This window comes from Blautia marasmi (genome assembly GCF_900258535.1).
In the GTDB taxonomy this organism is placed as follows: domain Bacteria; phylum Bacillota; class Clostridia; order Lachnospirales; family Lachnospiraceae; genus Blautia; species Blautia hominis.
This window is the reverse complement of the sequence record NZ_OIWX01000001.1, coordinates 3,102,797-3,120,110: the sequence shown is the minus strand read 5'-3', so window position 1 is coordinate 3,120,110 and position 17,314 is coordinate 3,102,797. Positions and strand designations below refer to the sequence as shown.

The window sequence follows — 17,314 nt, the reverse complement described above, 5'->3', positions numbered from 1 at the left end:
ATCTGTCCCTGTCACCGGCAACGCCATAGGATACACAGATATGGAGCATTCTGCTCCATATCCCACCGGCATTCTTCCATGACAGGGTATCCCTTTCTTTTCCTCCAGTATAACACAGGCCTGATTCACCCCACAAGATTCGTTCTCATGTCATTACGAAAAACTGGATCAGACTTGCCAATGTCTTACCTATGGCAATGGACAGGACTACCAGCCCTACCCCTTTTGTAAGGCCCACCCGCCTTGCCATAATGGCAAATACATTCACCACTTCACCAAGAGCAATGATCCAGCTTCCCAGGAACATGCCGAAGAATATGCCGATAACTGCCAGCCCCCATTGCCCAAAAGGCAGGTGGAACTGATACAGATAAAAAATATTCCCCAGAAAAGTGCCCAGAATCAAAGCGTCCTCGTAGAGGAGCAGATTATGTCCTGTATGGGTAACGCCTGCATACCGCGGGATAATACCCAGTCCTATAATAAAAGCTGCCAGCGCGGTGGCCACAACCATACCGCCGCTTAAACCTATGATGGCAGCAATCAGTTCACTCAACCACATTTCAGCTCTTCTCCTTCCTGTTCTTCTTCTCTATCAGAGTTTTATCCACATCGTCCTCATAGACACGCATCTGCACCTCCATAGGAGTAGGGTCCTGTGTGATCTTTCCGTGCCCGAAATGGTTGAAGAAGAATACCACCCCAAGGCCGATCCCCAGAGAATACGTAAACTCCAAAATGGTGTGCCCGGTGGAAATATTGCCTGTGAGCTGTTTATAGATCTGAAAAAACAGCCCGGAAGTATCCACATCCATATTAAATGTCATAATGGAAAAAGCGCCGCCGAAAAATGTCAGAAAGCACACCAGAACCGTCTTCATCCAGCTCCAGAACACGTGTTTATGACTCTGTGTCTCATAGGTAATGACAAAATTTGCCTCGCCGATATGAGTCACGTCCACAGTCTGCTCCTTATCCTGGATCGCATCCACCAGTTCCAGGGCTGATACCACGTAACGCCCCGGCTTTCCGTCCGGTACGGTAAACACCTTTCTCACCCGGTTCCTGTTCAGCACACTTGTGCTGCTGGAGGACAGCTTCGCCACATCCTGCAGATAAACTTCCGGCTGATGTACCTCCACATTTTTCTCTGTCTGCACATATAAAATATCACTCATGTAAATATCTCCTTTGAACATAGACAGCCGGACGTAATCCTCCTGACTGCAATCACTATTACAGGGATAGTATGACATTTTCCTGTGCAAACTATTCTTAAAACAGCACACTTGCTGTGCCTTTCCTCAAAGCTTTTCCCGCAGGCAGTTCAGTATTTTTTTCTCAAGCCTTGACACCTGGACCTGGGATATGCCCAGCTCCCCGGCGATCTGGGTCTGGGTCTTCTCCTGGAAGAAACGCATATAGATCAGCTTTCTCTCCTCCGGATTCAAGGTACCCAGCATCTGCTCCAGCATCATGCGGTTTAAAAGATGCTCCTGGTCATTTCTCTGTTCCTCTATTTTGTCTTCAAGGGAGATATCCGTGCCGTCACCCTGATATATGGTCTTCTGCAGGGACTCGATCTGTGCCCCCGACTCCATTGCCATTACCAGCTCCTCTCTTGTCACCGCAATACGCTCTGCGATCTCATCCATCTCCGGCTCTCTCCCGTTCTCTATCATCAGTTCCTCTCTGGCTGTGTAGGCCCGGCAGCATATCTCCTTTAAGGAACGGCTGACTTTCATCATACCGTCATCCCTCAAAAAACGTTTGATCTCCCCTGTGATCATGGGAACTGCATAGGTGGAAAATTTCACATCATAAGAAGTGTCAAATTTGTCGATGGCCTTCAAAAGACCAATGCTCCCTATCTGAAACAGATCCTCTGCCTCCACCCCACGGTTTAAAAAACGCCTTACAATGCTGTGTACCAGACCAATATTTTTCTCTACCAACGTATCTCTTGCTTCCTTATCTCCCTGGTGCGCACGCCCGATAAGGGCAAGGATATCCTCCATACAGCCTCCTTCTATTCAAATACCTGACTTCCGGTTCCGATTTTTTTCTTCATCCGGACGACAGTACCCTTTCCCGGCTCAGATTCCACTTCCAGCATATCCATAAATGCCTCCATAAAGGCAAAACCCATGCCCGAGCGGTCCTGCTCCGGTTTTGTAGTGAACATGGGTTCCATGGCCTTCTCCACATTCTCAATCCCACGGCCGTGGTCAGTCACCGCCACGGTAAGCTCTCTGCCGCAGATAGTGCAGTCGATCCTGATCTTATCCGTCTCCTTCTCATAAGCATGTACAATACAGTTTGTGATCGCCTCAGAGACAGCCGTCTTAATATCTGCCACCTCCTCAAGTGTGGGATTTAACTGGGTGGCAAACGCTGCCACCGTGATCCGTGCCAGCCCTTCGTTGCAGGAACGGCTGTCCATCTCCAATGTCATTTCATTGGTATTCTCCATATCTACCTTCCCCCTTACCTTCTTTTCTGGTGCCAGACAGCTTCCTGGCTGATTTCAATATATTTGTAGATCCCTGACAGGCGCATAATGCGGTTTACCCTGTCGTTTACATGAATTGCCGACACCCTGCCCCCGCTGTAATGCAGCAGGCGGTATCTTCCCATAAGCATACCGATTCCGGAACTGTCCATAAAGGTGGTGCCGGAAAAGTCAAAGACAAGCTGGCGGACATTACCTTTTTTCAGCTCTTTGTCCACCTCATCGGTGATCTGGCTGGCAAAATGATGGTCCAGCTCCTGTGGTACATAAACCATCAGGCAGTTGCCCCTCTTTTTTAACACATCTTCCATACTCATTTCCCCTTACTCTTCCAATGCATCCCATCCGGATACTGCCGCCCGCAGAAATCCCATATTTTTCTACAGACAACAAAAGGATGCGCATCCATTTATGCACACCCTTTCCTTCAAGGTTTCTCTTAGGTTATTCTTCCCCGGTGTCTTCCCAGCTGCCCTGTCCGTCGCCTTCATCACCGCTGTTGTCATCACCATTATTGTCATCCTGGTTTTCGTCGCCGGTTCCGGGGTCCATACCGTCTTCCCCGCCGCCGTCTTCCTGGCCTTCATCGGGCTGATCCCCTGTATCTTCCTGAGGCTGCCCCTCATCAGCAGGTGCCTGGGAACCATCTCCGCTCCCGTCCTGCCCTGCCGAGGCTCCGGCAGGCGTTCCTCCGATGGCTGTCATGTAGTCCTTAGCGTCGCTGGCATAGCTGGTGCCCGGGAATGCGTCTATGATCTTCTGATACCATACTATGGCATTTTCGTTGTCTCCACTCTTCTGATAAGACTGGGCCAGATAGAACATGGAGTCATAATCCGGGTCTCCGATCTCCTGGGCCTTCAGCAGATTTTCAATGGCTGTCGCATAATCCTGGTTTTCGTAAGCCGTGATGCCCGTGCTCTTATATGCTGCCTTCACCGTTTCGCCAATCTCACTCATAATCTTGTCATACATGGACTTGGCATCCACGGACAGCAGGGAGGCGTCCACACTCTCCAGAGCGTTGGCCGCATTCTGATAATTCCCGCCGTTGTAAGCCTGCCAGGCCTTGATCAGATTATCGTAACTCTCCGACTTGGTATTAGCCTGGGCGATCTGCTCGTTGGCTGTGTTCACAGACTGGGACGAGGCATCTATCTCCTGCTGCATCCTGTCTATCTCCGCAGCCTGGGTAGCCACCTTGTCACTGTACTCCACGATCTTCTTGTTAGCCTCATTATTGATCTTCTGGGTCTTGGCCGGAACAATGAGGAACCAGAGGGCTGACGCCCCCACAAGCAGCCCGATGATCAGGTTGATCAGCGTGTTTGTCACGGTCCTCTCCCTGTATTCCGGAGGCTGTATGATGGTGTCATTGCCTGAGTTGTATATGACACGCCCGTCCTTTTCCTGGCGGTTCTTTTCCTTTGCCTTAAATCTTGGCTCCAGGCTGGTCATTCTTCCTGTCTGGTCATCCACCTCCCGCAGAAAACGCAGGGTGGTGGTATTGGTCTTGTCTATCTTGGCAGCGATCTTCAGCTGTTTCCTTGCCTTCTCATAGGCACCTTCTTTTATATATATTAAAGAAAGCAGATGATAGCCTTTGATCAGCTTGGGATTGCTGGTAAGCACCTTCTTGAGCTGCATCTTAGCCATATCCAGATTGCCGGTCCGGCAGTATGCAAGACACTGGTTATATTTTTTGATGCTGGTGTTGATGGTATCCAGCCGGTTGGCATTGCTCTGCAGCTTGTTGATATAATCTGACGCCACATTGCCGTCCGGCATAATATTTTTGCTGATGACCCATTCACTTAAAGCGGCCACTACCTCTCCGGTCTCAAAATACACCAGCCCCAGCAGGTTTCTGGCCTGGATATTACATTTGTTCATCTTAAGGCTTCGTTTCAGGCAGGTAATTGCCCCGGACAAGTCACGGATCTGTGCCTTCTCCAGCCCCTGATTATAATAGAGATTGGACAGTGCCACTGCCTTTTTCTGGGCGGTCACATTACACCCGCACTTTGGGCAGTAAGGTGAAGTGTTGAGCTGTGCTTGGCATATCATACAATTCATCTGTCTTCTCCCTAATTCTTAGCCGTTCCATTGGTTTCTTTCAGCATTTCCTTCAAAATATCGATCACATCCGTCAAATCCTGTTTGTAGATATTGCCTTCCGCATCGTCCACATCCAGGCACGGCTGAAATTTCTTCAGTTCTTCCTCGTAATTAATCATTCATTCTCCTCCTAACGTAATCCTTTATCTCCCCGGCAAGATACAAAGACCCCACAACAAACAGCAGACCGTCCCCCTTCAGGGCGTATGCCTTCTCAAATGCCTCTCCCGAATCCGGTACTGCCAGTACATTGCTGCATCCGTTTGCTTTAAAAAGCTCTGCAAGCTCCACGGATGACTGCTTTCTGCTGCCCCATATCTCCGTTGTCACCACATTGGCAAAAGTCAGGCCGCCGCACACCCTGCGGATCATATCCGCATAGTCCTTGTCCGAAACCGTTGTAAACAGAAGGCTTATAGAATACTCTTTTTGAAAATGCCGGACGGTCTCTACGAACTGGGCAACCCCGTCCTCATTATGGGCACCATCCACGATCACGCCCGGAAGTATAGTCTCCATTCTGCCCTGCCATCTGGTATGCTTAAGACCTATTTCCAGAGTTTCCTTCTCTATCCTGTGGATATCCTTCAGGACACCCATTGTCTCCACTGCCAGTGAGGCATTCATCATCTGGTATTTTGCAATAAACGGGACAAACAGTTCCGTGGTCCCGTAAACACCGGAATCAAAGGTAAATCCGATTCCATTTGGCGTATAGGACAAAAGCTTCTGACTCCCTGCTTTCACCTCATAACAGGGGCACCCCAGCTCCTCTGCGCGCCTGCGGATCACAGCGGCTGCTGTCTCATTGTTCGCATCAAAGATAACCGGCACGCCTTTCTTTATAATGCCTGCCTTCTCGCCGGCTATTTTGTCAATGGTATCTCCCAGATATTCCACATGGTCCAGACTGATCGAAGTGATGACACAGGCCAATGGATTCAAAATGGAGTTGGTAGCATCAAGTCTTCCCCCAAGGCCGGTCTCAAGTACAACCATATCAACATCCTCATCATCAAAGATCAGCATTCCCATGAGAAACAGGAACTCAAAATACGTAGGGTGATAATCCCCCTGTTCCACCAGCCGGTCGGACAGCTCCTTCACCTTCAAAAAAGTTTCCAGAAATTTTTCATCTGAGACCATCTGCTCATTGATCTGGAATCTCTCATTGATCTTCATCAGATGCGGGGATGTAAAAAGTCCGCATTTGTAACCGCCTTCCTCCAGCATGGTAGACAGAAAAGCACAGACGCTTCCCTTTCCGTTGGTTCCTGCCACATGGATCATCTTTCTATTCTTATCGGGACTGCCCAGCATGTCCAGGCATTTCCTGGTGTGTTCCAATTTATTTTTCTTTGTAAATTTAGGAATTTCTTCAATGTATGCTGCTGCTTCTTCATAAGTAAACAAAAGCTTTTCCTTCTTTCCGTCTTTGGTAAGCCTTATGATAACTATATAGGAAAGTCACCACTTCCCTTTATAAGGATAAGGTCACTTATCATTATAATGGAGTGGTGACAATATGCAAGCAAATTATGTCGGTTCTTTTAAAAGTTTTTAATTCTGTACCGGGTTTTCCGGATTGGGCACCTCAATGTGCCCTTCACCGGACTCGGTTTTGTTCTGCTCCTCAATAGGATTCTGGGCTTCCCCGTCCCCATTGCCCGCCGCATTGGGGTCAATGACATCTGCATCGTCCTTGGGATCCTCACCCTCCAGAGGCGGAACTTCCGGGGCCAGAGGTTCCACAGGCACCTTGTAGATAATGGTATCTGTTCTGGTGAGCACCTTGCGGGTGGAGCTGTTGCTTCGGATCGCCACGTCCACCTCATCCCCGTCTTTTAGTTCCACATCATTGAGCAGCAGGGTTGTCGGGCTGATATATGTGGCATCCAGAAGTTCTCCGTTCACTTCCACATACGCGGACTGCGTGAAGTTCTCCCCTGTTATATAATACCTGCCGTCTGAAATCTTCTCTATTTTTTCAAGCACGGCATCTTTTACACCCAGACGCATCTCTGTCCGCTCAAAAGGATTCTCCCCATCGTAGACATACTGTTTTCCATACAGGATATCATACTGGAGCGTCTCCAGATCCACCTGATAATTTTTCGTCTGGCGTCTGGCCTGATGGAAACGGAAGATATTTCCCTCGTGGATTCCCACACGGTCCATAACCTCCGCTGCCATCTGGTAGGCTGCCACATTGGCATCCTTTTTTTCAAGGCCCATATTGTCCCAGATCACATACTCTGTCTGGAACAGATAACGGTTCTTTACATCCTTCACCTTCAGACCCATGGTGGGAAGATGGTCTCCGTACATGACAAGCACTACATCCTCGTCATATTGGGAGAGGGTTTCCGTAAGTTCTTTGACAAACTGGTCCATCTCATATATCTGATTGCAATAATACTCCCATTTATTATTCACAGCCTCCGACTCTCCGCCGGTCACGGTGATCTTGGGGTCATCGATCATGGGTTCCTCCGGATAATCCCCGTGTCCCTGCACCGATATGGTATAAATATAATCCGGGTCATCTGAAGATTCCAACGATTCCATAATATATTTTGTCAGATTCCTGTCCCGCATCCAGTCATTGGGATTCGTGTCATCCTGCTCTGCCATATATTCCTCTGAGGTAAAGGTATCAAATCCCAGATTGGCGAAGACATTCTTCCTGCCGTAGAAGTTTGCCTCATTGTTGTGTATGGCGTGGGTGCTGTATCCGAGATTTTTCAGCACATATGGCGCACTCTCGCAGGTTGTCTCCTTCAAAATACTCTTGTAAGGATACTCACCCGGCCCAAAATAGCGCAGGCTCATACCGGTAATGGACTCAAACTCCGTATTGGCTGTTCCGGCACCCACACTGGGTACTTTGTAGTAGCCGGAGGAATATTCCTTCATCAGTTTCCTGAAAGTGGGAATGGGGTCCTCGGAGATATCCAGGAAATTCACAAGTGTGGGGTCAAAGAAAGATTCAAGCTGCAGGAAAATGATGTTGGGGCGTTTCTCCCCTGTCTCAGCCAGACCGCTCTCACTTTTCTCTATTTTATTGATGGAAGCCTCCGAATAATCCCTTGGGCAGCTGATACCTGTGTTGAAAATAGTGGTAGCCAGACAATAGGGGTACCCATAATCTTCATAAGCAAATGCGATATTTCCGAAATAGTTGGACAGCACTCTCTTTTCCAGTGCCAGCTTGGTGGTTCCCGCAAAGGCAAGCACCCCTGCAAGCACAAGGGGAATATTCAGCTTGTAAGTCATTTTCCCCTGATATTTCGGTCCCTTCAAAAACAGAAATACCAGGCCAATGAGAGCCGCCACTGCCAGGATGATCACGATCACAAAAAAGACCGGTGATAAATATTTGTTGGCGATCTTAAATGCATCCGTGAGGAGATGCAGGTCCGGCCCGGTAAACGGTGTGACACGATTCGCCAGCAGCACACCGTTGATGATACCCAGGACCAGCCAGAAGATTGCCAGGAGAGTCCTCAAAAAAACCCTCCGGCGCACCAGATAAACTATCAGCGTGGTAGTAAAGATCAGAAAGGAATTGTACAGAAACACCAGGGGCCTCTCCGTCATATAGGTATATGCCTCACCCACGGAATGCCTGGAGATTGCTTCTATAACAAAGTACCCCATCATGACCACTACCATCTGAATCGGCAGAGAAAGCAGATTCAGATATTTTAACCACTTCTCATTCATATATTTAACTCTCCTATAGCCTGCGCAGTTATCTGCCAAGCTGTGCAAGTCTTTCCTTTACCTGTTCCATCATATTTGTATATTTCTCAAGTTTTGCCTTCTCCTCAGCCACCTTGCTCTCAGGGGCTTTGCTCAGGAACCTTTCGTTTTTAAGCATTCCGTTTACACGGGCAAGCTCCTTGTTCAAACGCTCCGCTTCTTTGTTCAGGCGCTCAATCTCCTTCTCTATATCCACCAATTCCGCAAATGGCATATAGATCACAGCCTTTGAAGTCACTGCGGAGACCGCGTCGTCCGCAATCCCTGCTTTGTCAGCCTGGATCGTCACTTCACTGGCATATCCCAGAGTTGCGAAGAATACCTTTCCGTTCTCAAATACCTGACGGATCTCCTCCTCCTCTGAAACCACGAATACTTTGGCCTTTTTGCTTGGGGGTACATTCATATCTGTACGCACATTACGGATGCTTCTTACAGCTTCCTTGATGATCTCCACTGCGCGCTCATCCTCTTTGAAACTCCACTCCTGTTTTTCCACCGGCCAGGAGGCGATCATGATGGATTCCTCCTCCGGATGCAGGGTACAGAAGATTTCCTCTGTGATAAACGGCATATAAGGATGAAGGAGCTTCAGCGCATTGCCCAATACGGTTTTCAGCGTCCAGAGTGCTGCTGCCTTGGTGTTGTCCTCATCATTGTAAAGCCTTGGTTTTACCATCTCGATATACCAGTCACAGAACTCTTCCCATATGAAATCATATACTTTCTGAACTGCAATGCCCAGCTCGTATTTGTCCAGATTCTCCGTAACTTCTGCTGCCAGAGTATTCACTTTGGAGAGGATCCACTTATCTGCACTTGTCAGGGTGCTTATATCAATCTCTGCCGGAACCTCCGCTTTTTCCAGGTTCATCATAATGAAACGGGATGCATTCCATACTTTGTTGGCAAAGTTGCGGCTTGCCTCCACTCTCTCCCAGTAGAAACGCATATCATTGCCGGGCGCATTTCCTGTCATGAGGGTAAGACGCAGTGCATCCGCACCGTATTTGTCGATGACCTCCAGAGGGTCAATTCCATTTCCCAGGGATTTGCTCATCTTACGGCCCTGGGAATCACGAACCAGACCGTGGATCAGCACATGGTGGAAAGGTGTCTTGCCGGTCTGCTCCAATCCTGAGAATACCATACGGATAACCCAGAAGAAAATAATGTCATATCCTGTTACCAGCACATCTGTGGGATAGAAATATTCCATCTCTTCTGTTTTCTTTGGCCATCCCAATGTGGAAAAAGGCCAGAGTGCGGAGGAAAACCAGGTATCCAGAGTGTCCTCATCCTGGGTCAGATGCTCACAGCCGCATTTCGGGCAAACCTTTGGCATCTCCCTGGCAACCGCTACCTCCCCGCATTTGTCGCAGTAATAGGCGGGGATCCTATGGCCCCACCAGAGCTGGCGGGAAATACACCAGTCACGGATATTCTCCAGCCAGTGCATATAAATCTTATCAAAACGGTCCGGAACAAATTGCAGGCTTTTGTCTTCCAAAGTCTGGATGGCAGCCTCCCCCATCTCTTTCATCCTTACAAACCACTGGGGTTTGATCATTGGCTCCACGGTGGTGTGGCAGCGGTCATGGGTGCCGACACTGTGGGCATGCGGTACTACTTTCACCAGAAGTCCCTGTTCCTCCAGGTCTTTGACCATTGCTTTTCTGGCCTCATAGCGGTCCATACCCGCATATTTGCCGCCCAGCTCATTGATGGTGGCATCATCGTTCATGATGGTGATCTCCGGCAGGCTGTGGCGTTTTCCCACTTCAAAGTCATTGGGGTCGTGAGCCGGTGTGATCTTTACGCATCCGGTACCGAATTCTTTATCTACATATTCGTCTGCCACAACCGGAATCTCCCTGTCTGTCAGCGGCAGCTTCAGCATTTTTCCAATCAGATCCTTGTATCTGTCATCCTCGGGATTGACTGCAACAGCCGTATCTCCCAGAAGGGTCTCGGGGCGCGTGGTTGCGATCTCTACAAAACGGCCCTCCTCCCCCACGATAGGGTAATTGATATGCCAGAAAAATCCGTCCTGGTCCTCATGTTCTACCTCTGCATCTGAGATGGATGTCTGGCATACCGGACACCAGTTGATAATGCGAGAACCTTTGTAGATATAGCCTTTTTCGTATAATTTAATGAAAACTTCCTGCACGGCCTCGGAACATCCCTCATCCATGGTAAAACGTTCTCTGTCCCAGTCAGCAGATGCGCCCAGTTTCTTTAACTGGTTGATGATCTTTCCGCCATATTCCTCTTTCCATTCCCAGGCGTGTTTCAGAAATTCTTCTCTGCCGATCTCATTTTTATCAATGCCCTGTGATTTCAGCTTTTCAATAACCTTGACTTCTGTTGCTATGGCTGCATGGTCAGTGCCCGGCTGCCACAGTGCTTCGTACCCCTGCATTCTCTTGAAACGGATCAGGATATCCTGCATAGTCTCATCCAGCGCATGTCCCATATGAAGCTGGCCTGTCACATTGGGCGGGGGCATCACAATGGTAAATGGTTTTTTGTCTCTGTTCACTTCGGCATGGAAATATTTGTTGTCCAGCCACTTCTGGTAAATTTTGTCCTCCAGCCCCTTGGGGTCATAAGTCTTGGCAAGTTCCTTGCTCATAATCTCCTCCTTAAAATGAAATGGAATCCCGCGTGCGGCCCTCTTCCTTTTGCATACATTGCGCATCCTGCCCGGAAGACCTTTTGTGTTGCAATACAAAACGCCCTCTACAGACTTAGCTGTAAAGGGCGAAATATTCCGCGGTACCACCTTTTTTTCTCACTCATGTCCGTTAACGCAGACTACGCGTGAAGGCCTACTCCTGATTCATCCTTTACAAACCACACCATTCAGCCCTCCGGTTCAAAAGCTACCTTCCATCCATTCCCCTGAAACGATCTTACAGCCGGTGGATCGTTCTCTCTGTCAGAATCCAGGATGTACTCCTCTTTCTCATCACCTTTTCATACGTCCCATCATAATCACATTATCCAGGTTTGTCAAGTGAATAAATTGTGAAAAAACAAAAATAAGCCCGTTTCTGCGGACTTATTACTCACTTTGCAAGGGATGTTACCCCTCTGATCCTCTCCCCGTTCCGTAACCATTCAGCAGTATCCCTTTGGATATGGGATGTTTGTCCAGCTGCTGGATATCTTCTGAAAATCAGCGTATTGATTGCACAGACCTGCCGGGTTGTTACGGGTTCCTTCTATATAAAAGGGTGCGGATACACGAGACATAAGGATCAGAGGAATCCCTGCCGTTTAATCTGCTGCATAATTCTATAAATTCAGGTTTCGGCCTTTCGGCATTCCATAATAAGAATCTCTTATAGAGATTCAGGTTCTAAACTTTGCACGGAAGTTCTCACCCTACTGCTCTCAAGCAGGTTTCCTGGCTTATGGTTCATCGCTCAGCCGCCTTCTCACACTTTCATGCAATGGCGCTTTGGCATTGCTCCCCATTTACAGTGACCGCATCGCTCAGGACTTGCACCTGATTCCCTTTTCACCAGCACTGTGCGGCCAGTGCGGATGCACTTGATCATTTTATGGAATTATACACATTTATGTTACCATTCTCCACAGGTTCAGTCAAGACCTTTTATCCGTTTGCCAATGTACTGCGAATGTACAGACCTTTTATCACTTTGCGGATGTACTGCGAATGTACAGACCTTTTATCACTTTGCGGATGTACTGCGAATGTACAGACCTTTTATCACTTTGCGGATGTACTGCGAATGTACAGACCTTTTATCACTTTGCGGATGTACTCTCTGCCTTCTTACTTTCCCGTTTTCTTCTTGTCATGATTCCGCCGATCCGCCCTGTCTCCTTGGCTGATAGGCTTTTCCATCCTGTTTCCAGAACCTGGTCAAGCAGTCCCAGTTCCTCTGCTATTTCATATTTCAGCATTTCCTCCCGGGGAATCTTATTTAAGTCAATCTTCTCATTGTTTTTCTTGCTCATGAAAAGTCACACTCCTTCATAAATAATTAAAGTCTCTTTCAAGTATGACCTGTTCTTTTCTTTTTAAACATATATCAAAAATATTCTGCTGTACACCAATTCCAGTTGTTCCCTGTTTCTTTCCTGTTCCAATCGTGTTATTATTCACTTTGTAACAACTACATAACATTTTCGTAACAAATAAGGAGGTCTTTATGAAACACAAAATATTACCGGGATTTCTGGCACTGGCTGTCGTGAGCGCCATGGGAATGGCTCCTGCTCGTGTACAGGCTGCTTCCCTTGAGGATGTAAAACAGAATCTGCAGGGCAAAGGTATTATTGTAGCCGGAAACATTTCCAATCTGGATGAATTAAAACAGAAGCTGGAGAGTATGGGCATTGACTGCTCCATCCCCGGCTGGCTGGAATCCCTCTGCCCGGAACTCCCAGGCATGGGACAGCCCGGAAACCCGGACACCCCTGGTGACAACCAGCCGGAGAACCCCGACACCCCGGATGACAACCAGCCGGAAAATCCGGACATCCCGGACGACAACCAGCCGGAGAACCCCGACACTCCGGATGACAACCAGCCGGAAAATCCGGGCACCCCGGACGGCAGTCTCCCGGAAAATCCAGACACCCCGGACAATAACCAGCCGGGAAATCCCAGTGTTCCGGACAATGACACAGAGAACGCTGATTTTGTCCAGCAGGTAGTAAACCTTGTAAATCAGGAACGGGCCAAAGCCGGCCTCTCACCGGTGACAGCCGACACATCCATCCAGGCTGCCGCCCAGGTCAGAGCAAAAGAGATTGAGAAATCCTTCTCCCACACACGTCCTGACGGAAGTTCCTTCAGCACCGCGCTGACCCAGCAGGGTGTCACCTACCGCGGTTCCGGAGAAAACATTGCTTGGGGCCAGAAAACTCCGGAGCAGGTTATGAACGGCTGGATGAACAGTGAAGGCCACAGAGCCAACATTCTCAATAAAAACTTTACCAAAATCGGTGTAGGCTACCACCAGAACGCCTCCGGCACCAATTATTGGACCCAGCTATTCACTTACTAAACACACACACATTCATAAGCACACACCACACCAAAGACCGCGGCCCAGTGTCCCCCACTGCAGCCGCGGTCTTCTCAATCTCTCTTCCCTATTTCGGAATAATAATTGCGGCAATAATACACGATCATTGCCGCTCACCACCCTTCCCTATTTCGGAATAATAATTGCGGCAATAATACACGATTATTGCCGCTCACCACCCTTCCCTATTTCGGGATGATAATTGCGGCAATAATACACGATTATTGCCGCTCACCACCCTTCCCTATTTCGGGATGATAATTGCGGCAATAATACACGATTATTGCCGCTCACCACCCTTCCCTATTTCGGGATGATAATTGCGGCAATAATACACGATCATTGCCGCTCACCATCCTTCCCTATTTCGGGATGATAATTGCGGCAATAATACACGATTATTGCCGCTCACCACCCTTCCCTATTTCGGGATGATAATTGCGGCAATAATATACGCCACAATTCCAGTCCATACCATCCCAAAGCAGGAAAGTATCACCCATGCAAGCCTCACCAGTGTTGGGTCGATATTGAAGTATTCCGCGATCCCTCCGCACACACCTGCCAGCATATAATTTGTAGATGACCTATACAATCTCTTATCAGACATTATGATTCTCCTTTCATCTGAAACAATTTTACTGATTTACAATTCCTGTTACTGATTCGCGGTATCAACCCCCGCTGTAACTGTTCAATCTCCATTCTCAAATAATATATCCACAGTGCCCATTCCGCATTCTATCTCCATATATTTTGGTGCATTGCTGTCACCTGTCCTCAATGAGCTGACACCGCTGTGGGACTCACTTCCCACATTTACAGCGCCTAATCCGCAGTCTATATCCGTGCCGTAATCCTGACGTTTTCCACCCAGCGTTGCGGTTACGGTTCCCATTCCGCAGTTCACATACCCTGTAGTAAATTCTATAAAATGAATATCCATGGTCCCCATGCCTACACCCAGTTCCGCCTCATTTGCCCTGATGCTGCCACTGGTCTCCACAGTGCCTGCGCCCACATACATGGTCAGATTCTCTGCCTCCAGGTCCTGCACTTCCAGTATTCCAGCCCCAATCTGAAATTCCGCGTCGACAAACTTCTTATTCTTTGGAATCTCTATCTGAATAGGGTATTTCTCAATAGAGCGTTTTCTGTAGGACCTTTCTATGGAGAGCTGACCGTCATCCTCATCAAACTCTACCTTATCTTTATTGGAATAAACCTTGACACGAATTTTATCGCTGGCTGAGGAACGCACTACAGATACATATGTGTATTTTGTCTCCACATCCAGATCCAAGACCCGGTCTGCGTCAAATTCATATTCTTTAACCGCTTTTCCGTTCAATGTATCCTTGATGTCATCTACAGACTCTGAAAACTCATAATCATTGTCATAACGTACCCAGTTTTTAAAAGGCTCCCAGTCCACACTGTTTTCCACAGCCGCAGACACACCGCCCCAGGTAGCGCCCATGATGATCCCAGCTAAAAACAGGGCACCGCCTACAATCACCAGGACCAATGCTGTGATCAAACAAAATTTTGTAAATTTCTTCATGAACGGTCACCTCCCCTCATTCCTCTATGAACGATTCTCTGAATCAGATCAACAACCCAGCGGAACACCGCAGGCACCACTTTTGCTAAAAACAGTATAAATACCATGACCAGCAGGATGCCGACAGCGGACATGATGATTCCCGCTCCGGAAATAGCCAGCGCTGCCGCCGGATTTCCCAGCATATGGATCAGTGCGTAAACCACCATGGCAATGCCGCCGCCCAGCAGAGCTACCCCGCTGAACATAACTGCTGCGATAATACCGACCACACCTGCCAGCAGACCAAAAGGTATACCGAGGATACCAAGGCCAATCCCGCCCACTACCGGAACAGCGAACAATACGAATACAATAATGATGCCCCACATGATTCCGCTTCTGTTCCTATGGGATTTCCCTGTACCGTAACCGCTTCTGCTGTAAGGGCCGTCATACCCCTTACCGCCGCTTCCGTACTGTCCTGTACCGTCCTGGCTGCTGCTCCCTTCCGTGCTTTCCTGGCCGCTGAATCCATTCCGGCTGCCATAACTTCTTCTGCCTTCATATGCACTGCCGTCCCGCTGTGTCTGTTCCCCGCTGCCGGTACTTTTCTCTTTCTTATCCGCACCTGCCCGCTCCGGCATATCCCTGTCATCAAATATCCCGTCGCTGTATCCGGTCTCTGTATATTCCCCGTACTCTTTGCGGCTCTCACCCAGGTCTGCCTTGATGATGGCAGCCACCTTGCCCGGGCTTCCCAATTCCTGTATAACAGAGGATTCATTTTCCTCCCCTGCATCGTCAAAGTAACTGTTGTAGAAATCCAGTGCCTCCTCTCTCTCCTGCACCGGAATATCCCAAAGCAGCCGTTCCAGCTGCGCTAAAAATTCCTTTCGTTTCATTTTGGTATCCCTCCCTCGAACAATCTGGAAATCTTTGTGGAATAGTTTTTCCACTCTGTCTTATAAAGATTCAGCTGTGCCATACCTCTCTCTGTCAGCTTATAATATCTTCGGTTCCTGCCCCCGTACTCCTGATCGTAGGTCTCCAGGCATTCATCCTTCTGAAGCCTTCTGAGTACCGGATACAGTGTGGATTCGGATACCTCCAAAACCTGCCGGACATCCTGGGTGATCTTATACCCATATGTGCCGTCTGCCTCCTTGGAGACAACCGCCAGTACAATTGCGTCCAGCAGCGCGGCTCCTGTATTAAAAACCATATTCTCACTTCCTTTTCTCCGTATATGCCGCCTGTACTGCCGCGGCTGCCTCCCGGCATGAAATAATAGAATTCCGGGATACTTAGGATTTGTATAATATTATATTTTTTACAATACTATTTTATATTTAATACTATACGCTATATAATATGCTTTTGTCAATAGTATTATATAAAAAACATGTTTTTCTTTTCAAATGTCGGAAAAAGACGTATAATGTAGAAAAGAACTGGCAATGGTAACTGCTGGTCGCCGTCCGCAGATTCCCGTCCGGGAAGGCCTTCTCCAAAAGATGCTGTGCGAAGCGTATTACTGTACAAAAACAGCGCATTAAGCATACTGTAAAGGTACCGGCCGTTACCATTCTAAAACACGGAGGTAAGAATGAAAAATAAAATAGCAAAGATGATCGGCGTAGTCTGCGTCCTGATCCTGGTCATTTTCGGCATATTTCTGGGAAGATACTGGGAAGGGCGCAAATATCAAAAGGCAGATATCTCTGTCTCCGCGATCACTGCCCGTTTAACCCAGGCCAGTGACCTGGCTACCGCCCGCCTGGAATACAGAGGATTGATCCGTTACGAGGCCGGTGAGATCCGTTTTATCACTCAGAAAGGCTTTACCATGATTTACGATGCCCATATCAAGGCAGGCATTGACCTTTCCAAAGCCCAGGTGGACGTATCCGGCGAAACCATCACCGTGACCCTTCCGGAAGCCGTGATCCAGGACATCAATATTGACCCGGACAGCCTGGAGTTTTACGATGAAAAAATAGCACTGTTCAATCCCCAGAACAAAGAGGATACCGTAACTGCCCTGCAGGCTGCCAAGGAAGATGCGGAAAAAAATGCCGCTGACAGCGATCTGCTGACAACGGCAAATGAACAGGCCCAGCGCCTGATCCAGGAACTGCTGGCCCCTGTGACCCAGGACAGTGATAAAGAATACACCGTTGTATTTAGTGAACCGGCTGCAAGCTAAAAAAGCGTAACTATTCAGTAGGTCAGCGCAGTATATGCGCAGACCGTGAGAAAGTGTTCCGCGGCCAAGCAAAAATATAACAGTATATACATATCGGC

At 48.3% G+C, this 17,314-nt stretch carries 17 protein-coding genes, 1 riboswitch and 1 other annotated feature; of the genes, 2 read left to right on the top strand and 15 right to left on the bottom strand.

From position 1 onward, the window contains the following. Window positions 1-145: 145 nt before the first annotated feature. The 11 genes from C6P39_RS13430 to C6P39_RS13385 form a co-directional block, all read right to left on the bottom strand. The gene (locus C6P39_RS13430) at window positions 146-562 is read right to left on the bottom strand and encodes a stage V sporulation protein AB (RefSeq protein ID WP_104804114.1); all 417 of its coding nucleotides are present in this window, start codon (window positions 560-562) and stop codon (window positions 146-148) included. A 1-nt stretch (window position 563) separates the two neighbouring features. Further along, complete coding sequence (locus C6P39_RS13425) at window positions 564-1,178, bottom strand: stage V sporulation protein AA (RefSeq protein ID WP_104805925.1); 615 nt, start codon at window positions 1,176-1,178, stop codon at window positions 564-566. A gap of 126 nt (window positions 1,179-1,304) precedes the next feature. Then, a complete protein-coding gene (sigF, locus tag C6P39_RS13420; RefSeq protein WP_065543238.1) occupies window positions 1,305-2,018 on the bottom strand; it encodes an RNA polymerase sporulation sigma factor SigF in 714 nt (237 codons plus the stop codon). Between the two features lie 11 nt (window positions 2,019-2,029). Then, on the bottom strand, window positions 2,030-2,473 hold the full coding sequence (gene spoIIAB / locus C6P39_RS13415; protein ID WP_104804113.1) for an anti-sigma F factor: 444 nt from the start codon (window positions 2,471-2,473) through the stop codon (window positions 2,030-2,032). Between the two features lie 14 nt (window positions 2,474-2,487). Beyond that, entirely contained in the window at window positions 2,488-2,823 is a 336-nt protein-coding gene (locus C6P39_RS13410; protein WP_104804112.1) for an STAS domain-containing protein, read from the bottom strand. Between the two features lie 133 nt (window positions 2,824-2,956). Beyond that, window positions 2,957-4,588 (bottom strand): tetratricopeptide repeat protein, encoded by a 1,632-nt coding sequence (locus C6P39_RS13405; RefSeq protein WP_104804111.1) that lies wholly within the window; start codon window positions 4,586-4,588, stop codon window positions 2,957-2,959. Window positions 4,589-4,599: 11 nt separating this feature from the next. Further along, window positions 4,600-4,749, bottom strand: a complete 150-nt coding sequence (locus C6P39_RS27700; RefSeq protein ID WP_018597822.1) for a hypothetical protein — start codon at window positions 4,747-4,749, stop codon at window positions 4,600-4,602. Beyond that, window positions 4,742-6,043 carry a bifunctional folylpolyglutamate synthase/dihydrofolate synthase gene (locus tag C6P39_RS13400; RefSeq protein ID WP_104804110.1) on the bottom strand — a complete coding sequence of 434 codons (1,302 nt, stop codon included), beginning with the start codon at window positions 6,041-6,043 and terminating at the stop codon, window positions 4,742-4,744. Before C6P39_RS13400 ends, C6P39_RS27700 begins: the two co-directional genes overlap by 8 nt. A 147-nt stretch (window positions 6,044-6,190) precedes the next feature. Continuing rightward, window positions 6,191-8,356 carry an LTA synthase family protein gene (locus C6P39_RS13395; protein ID WP_104804109.1) on the bottom strand — a complete coding sequence of 722 codons (2,166 nt, stop codon included), beginning with the start codon at window positions 8,354-8,356 and terminating at the stop codon, window positions 6,191-6,193. A gap of 28 nt (window positions 8,357-8,384) precedes the next feature. Then, entirely contained in the window at window positions 8,385-11,033 is a 2,649-nt protein-coding gene (locus C6P39_RS13390; protein WP_104804108.1) for a valine--tRNA ligase, read from the bottom strand. 121 nt (window positions 11,034-11,154) lie between these two features. After that, window positions 11,155-11,379 (bottom strand) — a binding site (T-box leader). A gap of 404 nt (window positions 11,380-11,783) precedes the next feature. Continuing rightward, window positions 11,784-11,973, bottom strand: a riboswitch (cobalamin riboswitch). A 202-nt stretch (window positions 11,974-12,175) separates the two neighbouring features. After that, entirely contained in the window at window positions 12,176-12,388 is a 213-nt protein-coding gene (locus C6P39_RS13385; RefSeq protein ID WP_104804107.1) for a small, acid-soluble spore protein, alpha/beta type, read from the bottom strand. 194 nt (window positions 12,389-12,582) lie between these two features. On the opposite strand from C6P39_RS13385, the gene C6P39_RS13380 reads away from it, so the two are divergent. Next, on the top strand, window positions 12,583-13,443 hold the full coding sequence (locus tag C6P39_RS13380) for a CAP domain-containing protein (RefSeq protein WP_104804106.1): 861 nt from the start codon (window positions 12,583-12,585) through the stop codon (window positions 13,441-13,443). 442 nt (window positions 13,444-13,885) lie between these two features. Here the strand turns inward: C6P39_RS13380 and C6P39_RS13375 are convergent, their stop codons facing one another. From C6P39_RS13375 to C6P39_RS13360, 4 genes are all read right to left on the bottom strand, one after another. Next, window positions 13,886-14,074: a PspC domain-containing protein gene (locus C6P39_RS13375; RefSeq protein WP_065543247.1), complete on the bottom strand. Its 189-nt coding sequence runs from the start codon at window positions 14,072-14,074 to the stop codon at window positions 13,886-13,888. An 84-nt stretch (window positions 14,075-14,158) separates the two neighbouring features. Further along, window positions 14,159-15,028, bottom strand: coding sequence for a DUF4097 family beta strand repeat-containing protein (locus tag C6P39_RS13370; RefSeq protein WP_104804105.1), 870 nt, complete (start codon window positions 15,026-15,028; stop codon window positions 14,159-14,161). Next, complete coding sequence (locus C6P39_RS13365) at window positions 15,025-15,912, bottom strand: DUF1700 domain-containing protein (RefSeq protein WP_104804104.1); 888 nt, start codon at window positions 15,910-15,912, stop codon at window positions 15,025-15,027. The genes C6P39_RS13370 and C6P39_RS13365 overlap by 4 nt, the downstream gene beginning before the upstream one ends. Beyond that, complete coding sequence (locus C6P39_RS13360) at window positions 15,909-16,232, bottom strand: PadR family transcriptional regulator (protein WP_033139211.1); 324 nt, start codon at window positions 16,230-16,232, stop codon at window positions 15,909-15,911. Before C6P39_RS13360 ends, C6P39_RS13365 begins: the two co-directional genes overlap by 4 nt. Before the next feature lie 384 nt (window positions 16,233-16,616). Between C6P39_RS13360 and C6P39_RS13355 the strand changes: the two genes are divergently transcribed. Continuing rightward, entirely contained in the window at window positions 16,617-17,216 is a 600-nt protein-coding gene (locus tag C6P39_RS13355) for a DUF4230 domain-containing protein (protein WP_104804103.1), read from the top strand. Window positions 17,217-17,314 lie beyond the last annotated feature (98 nt).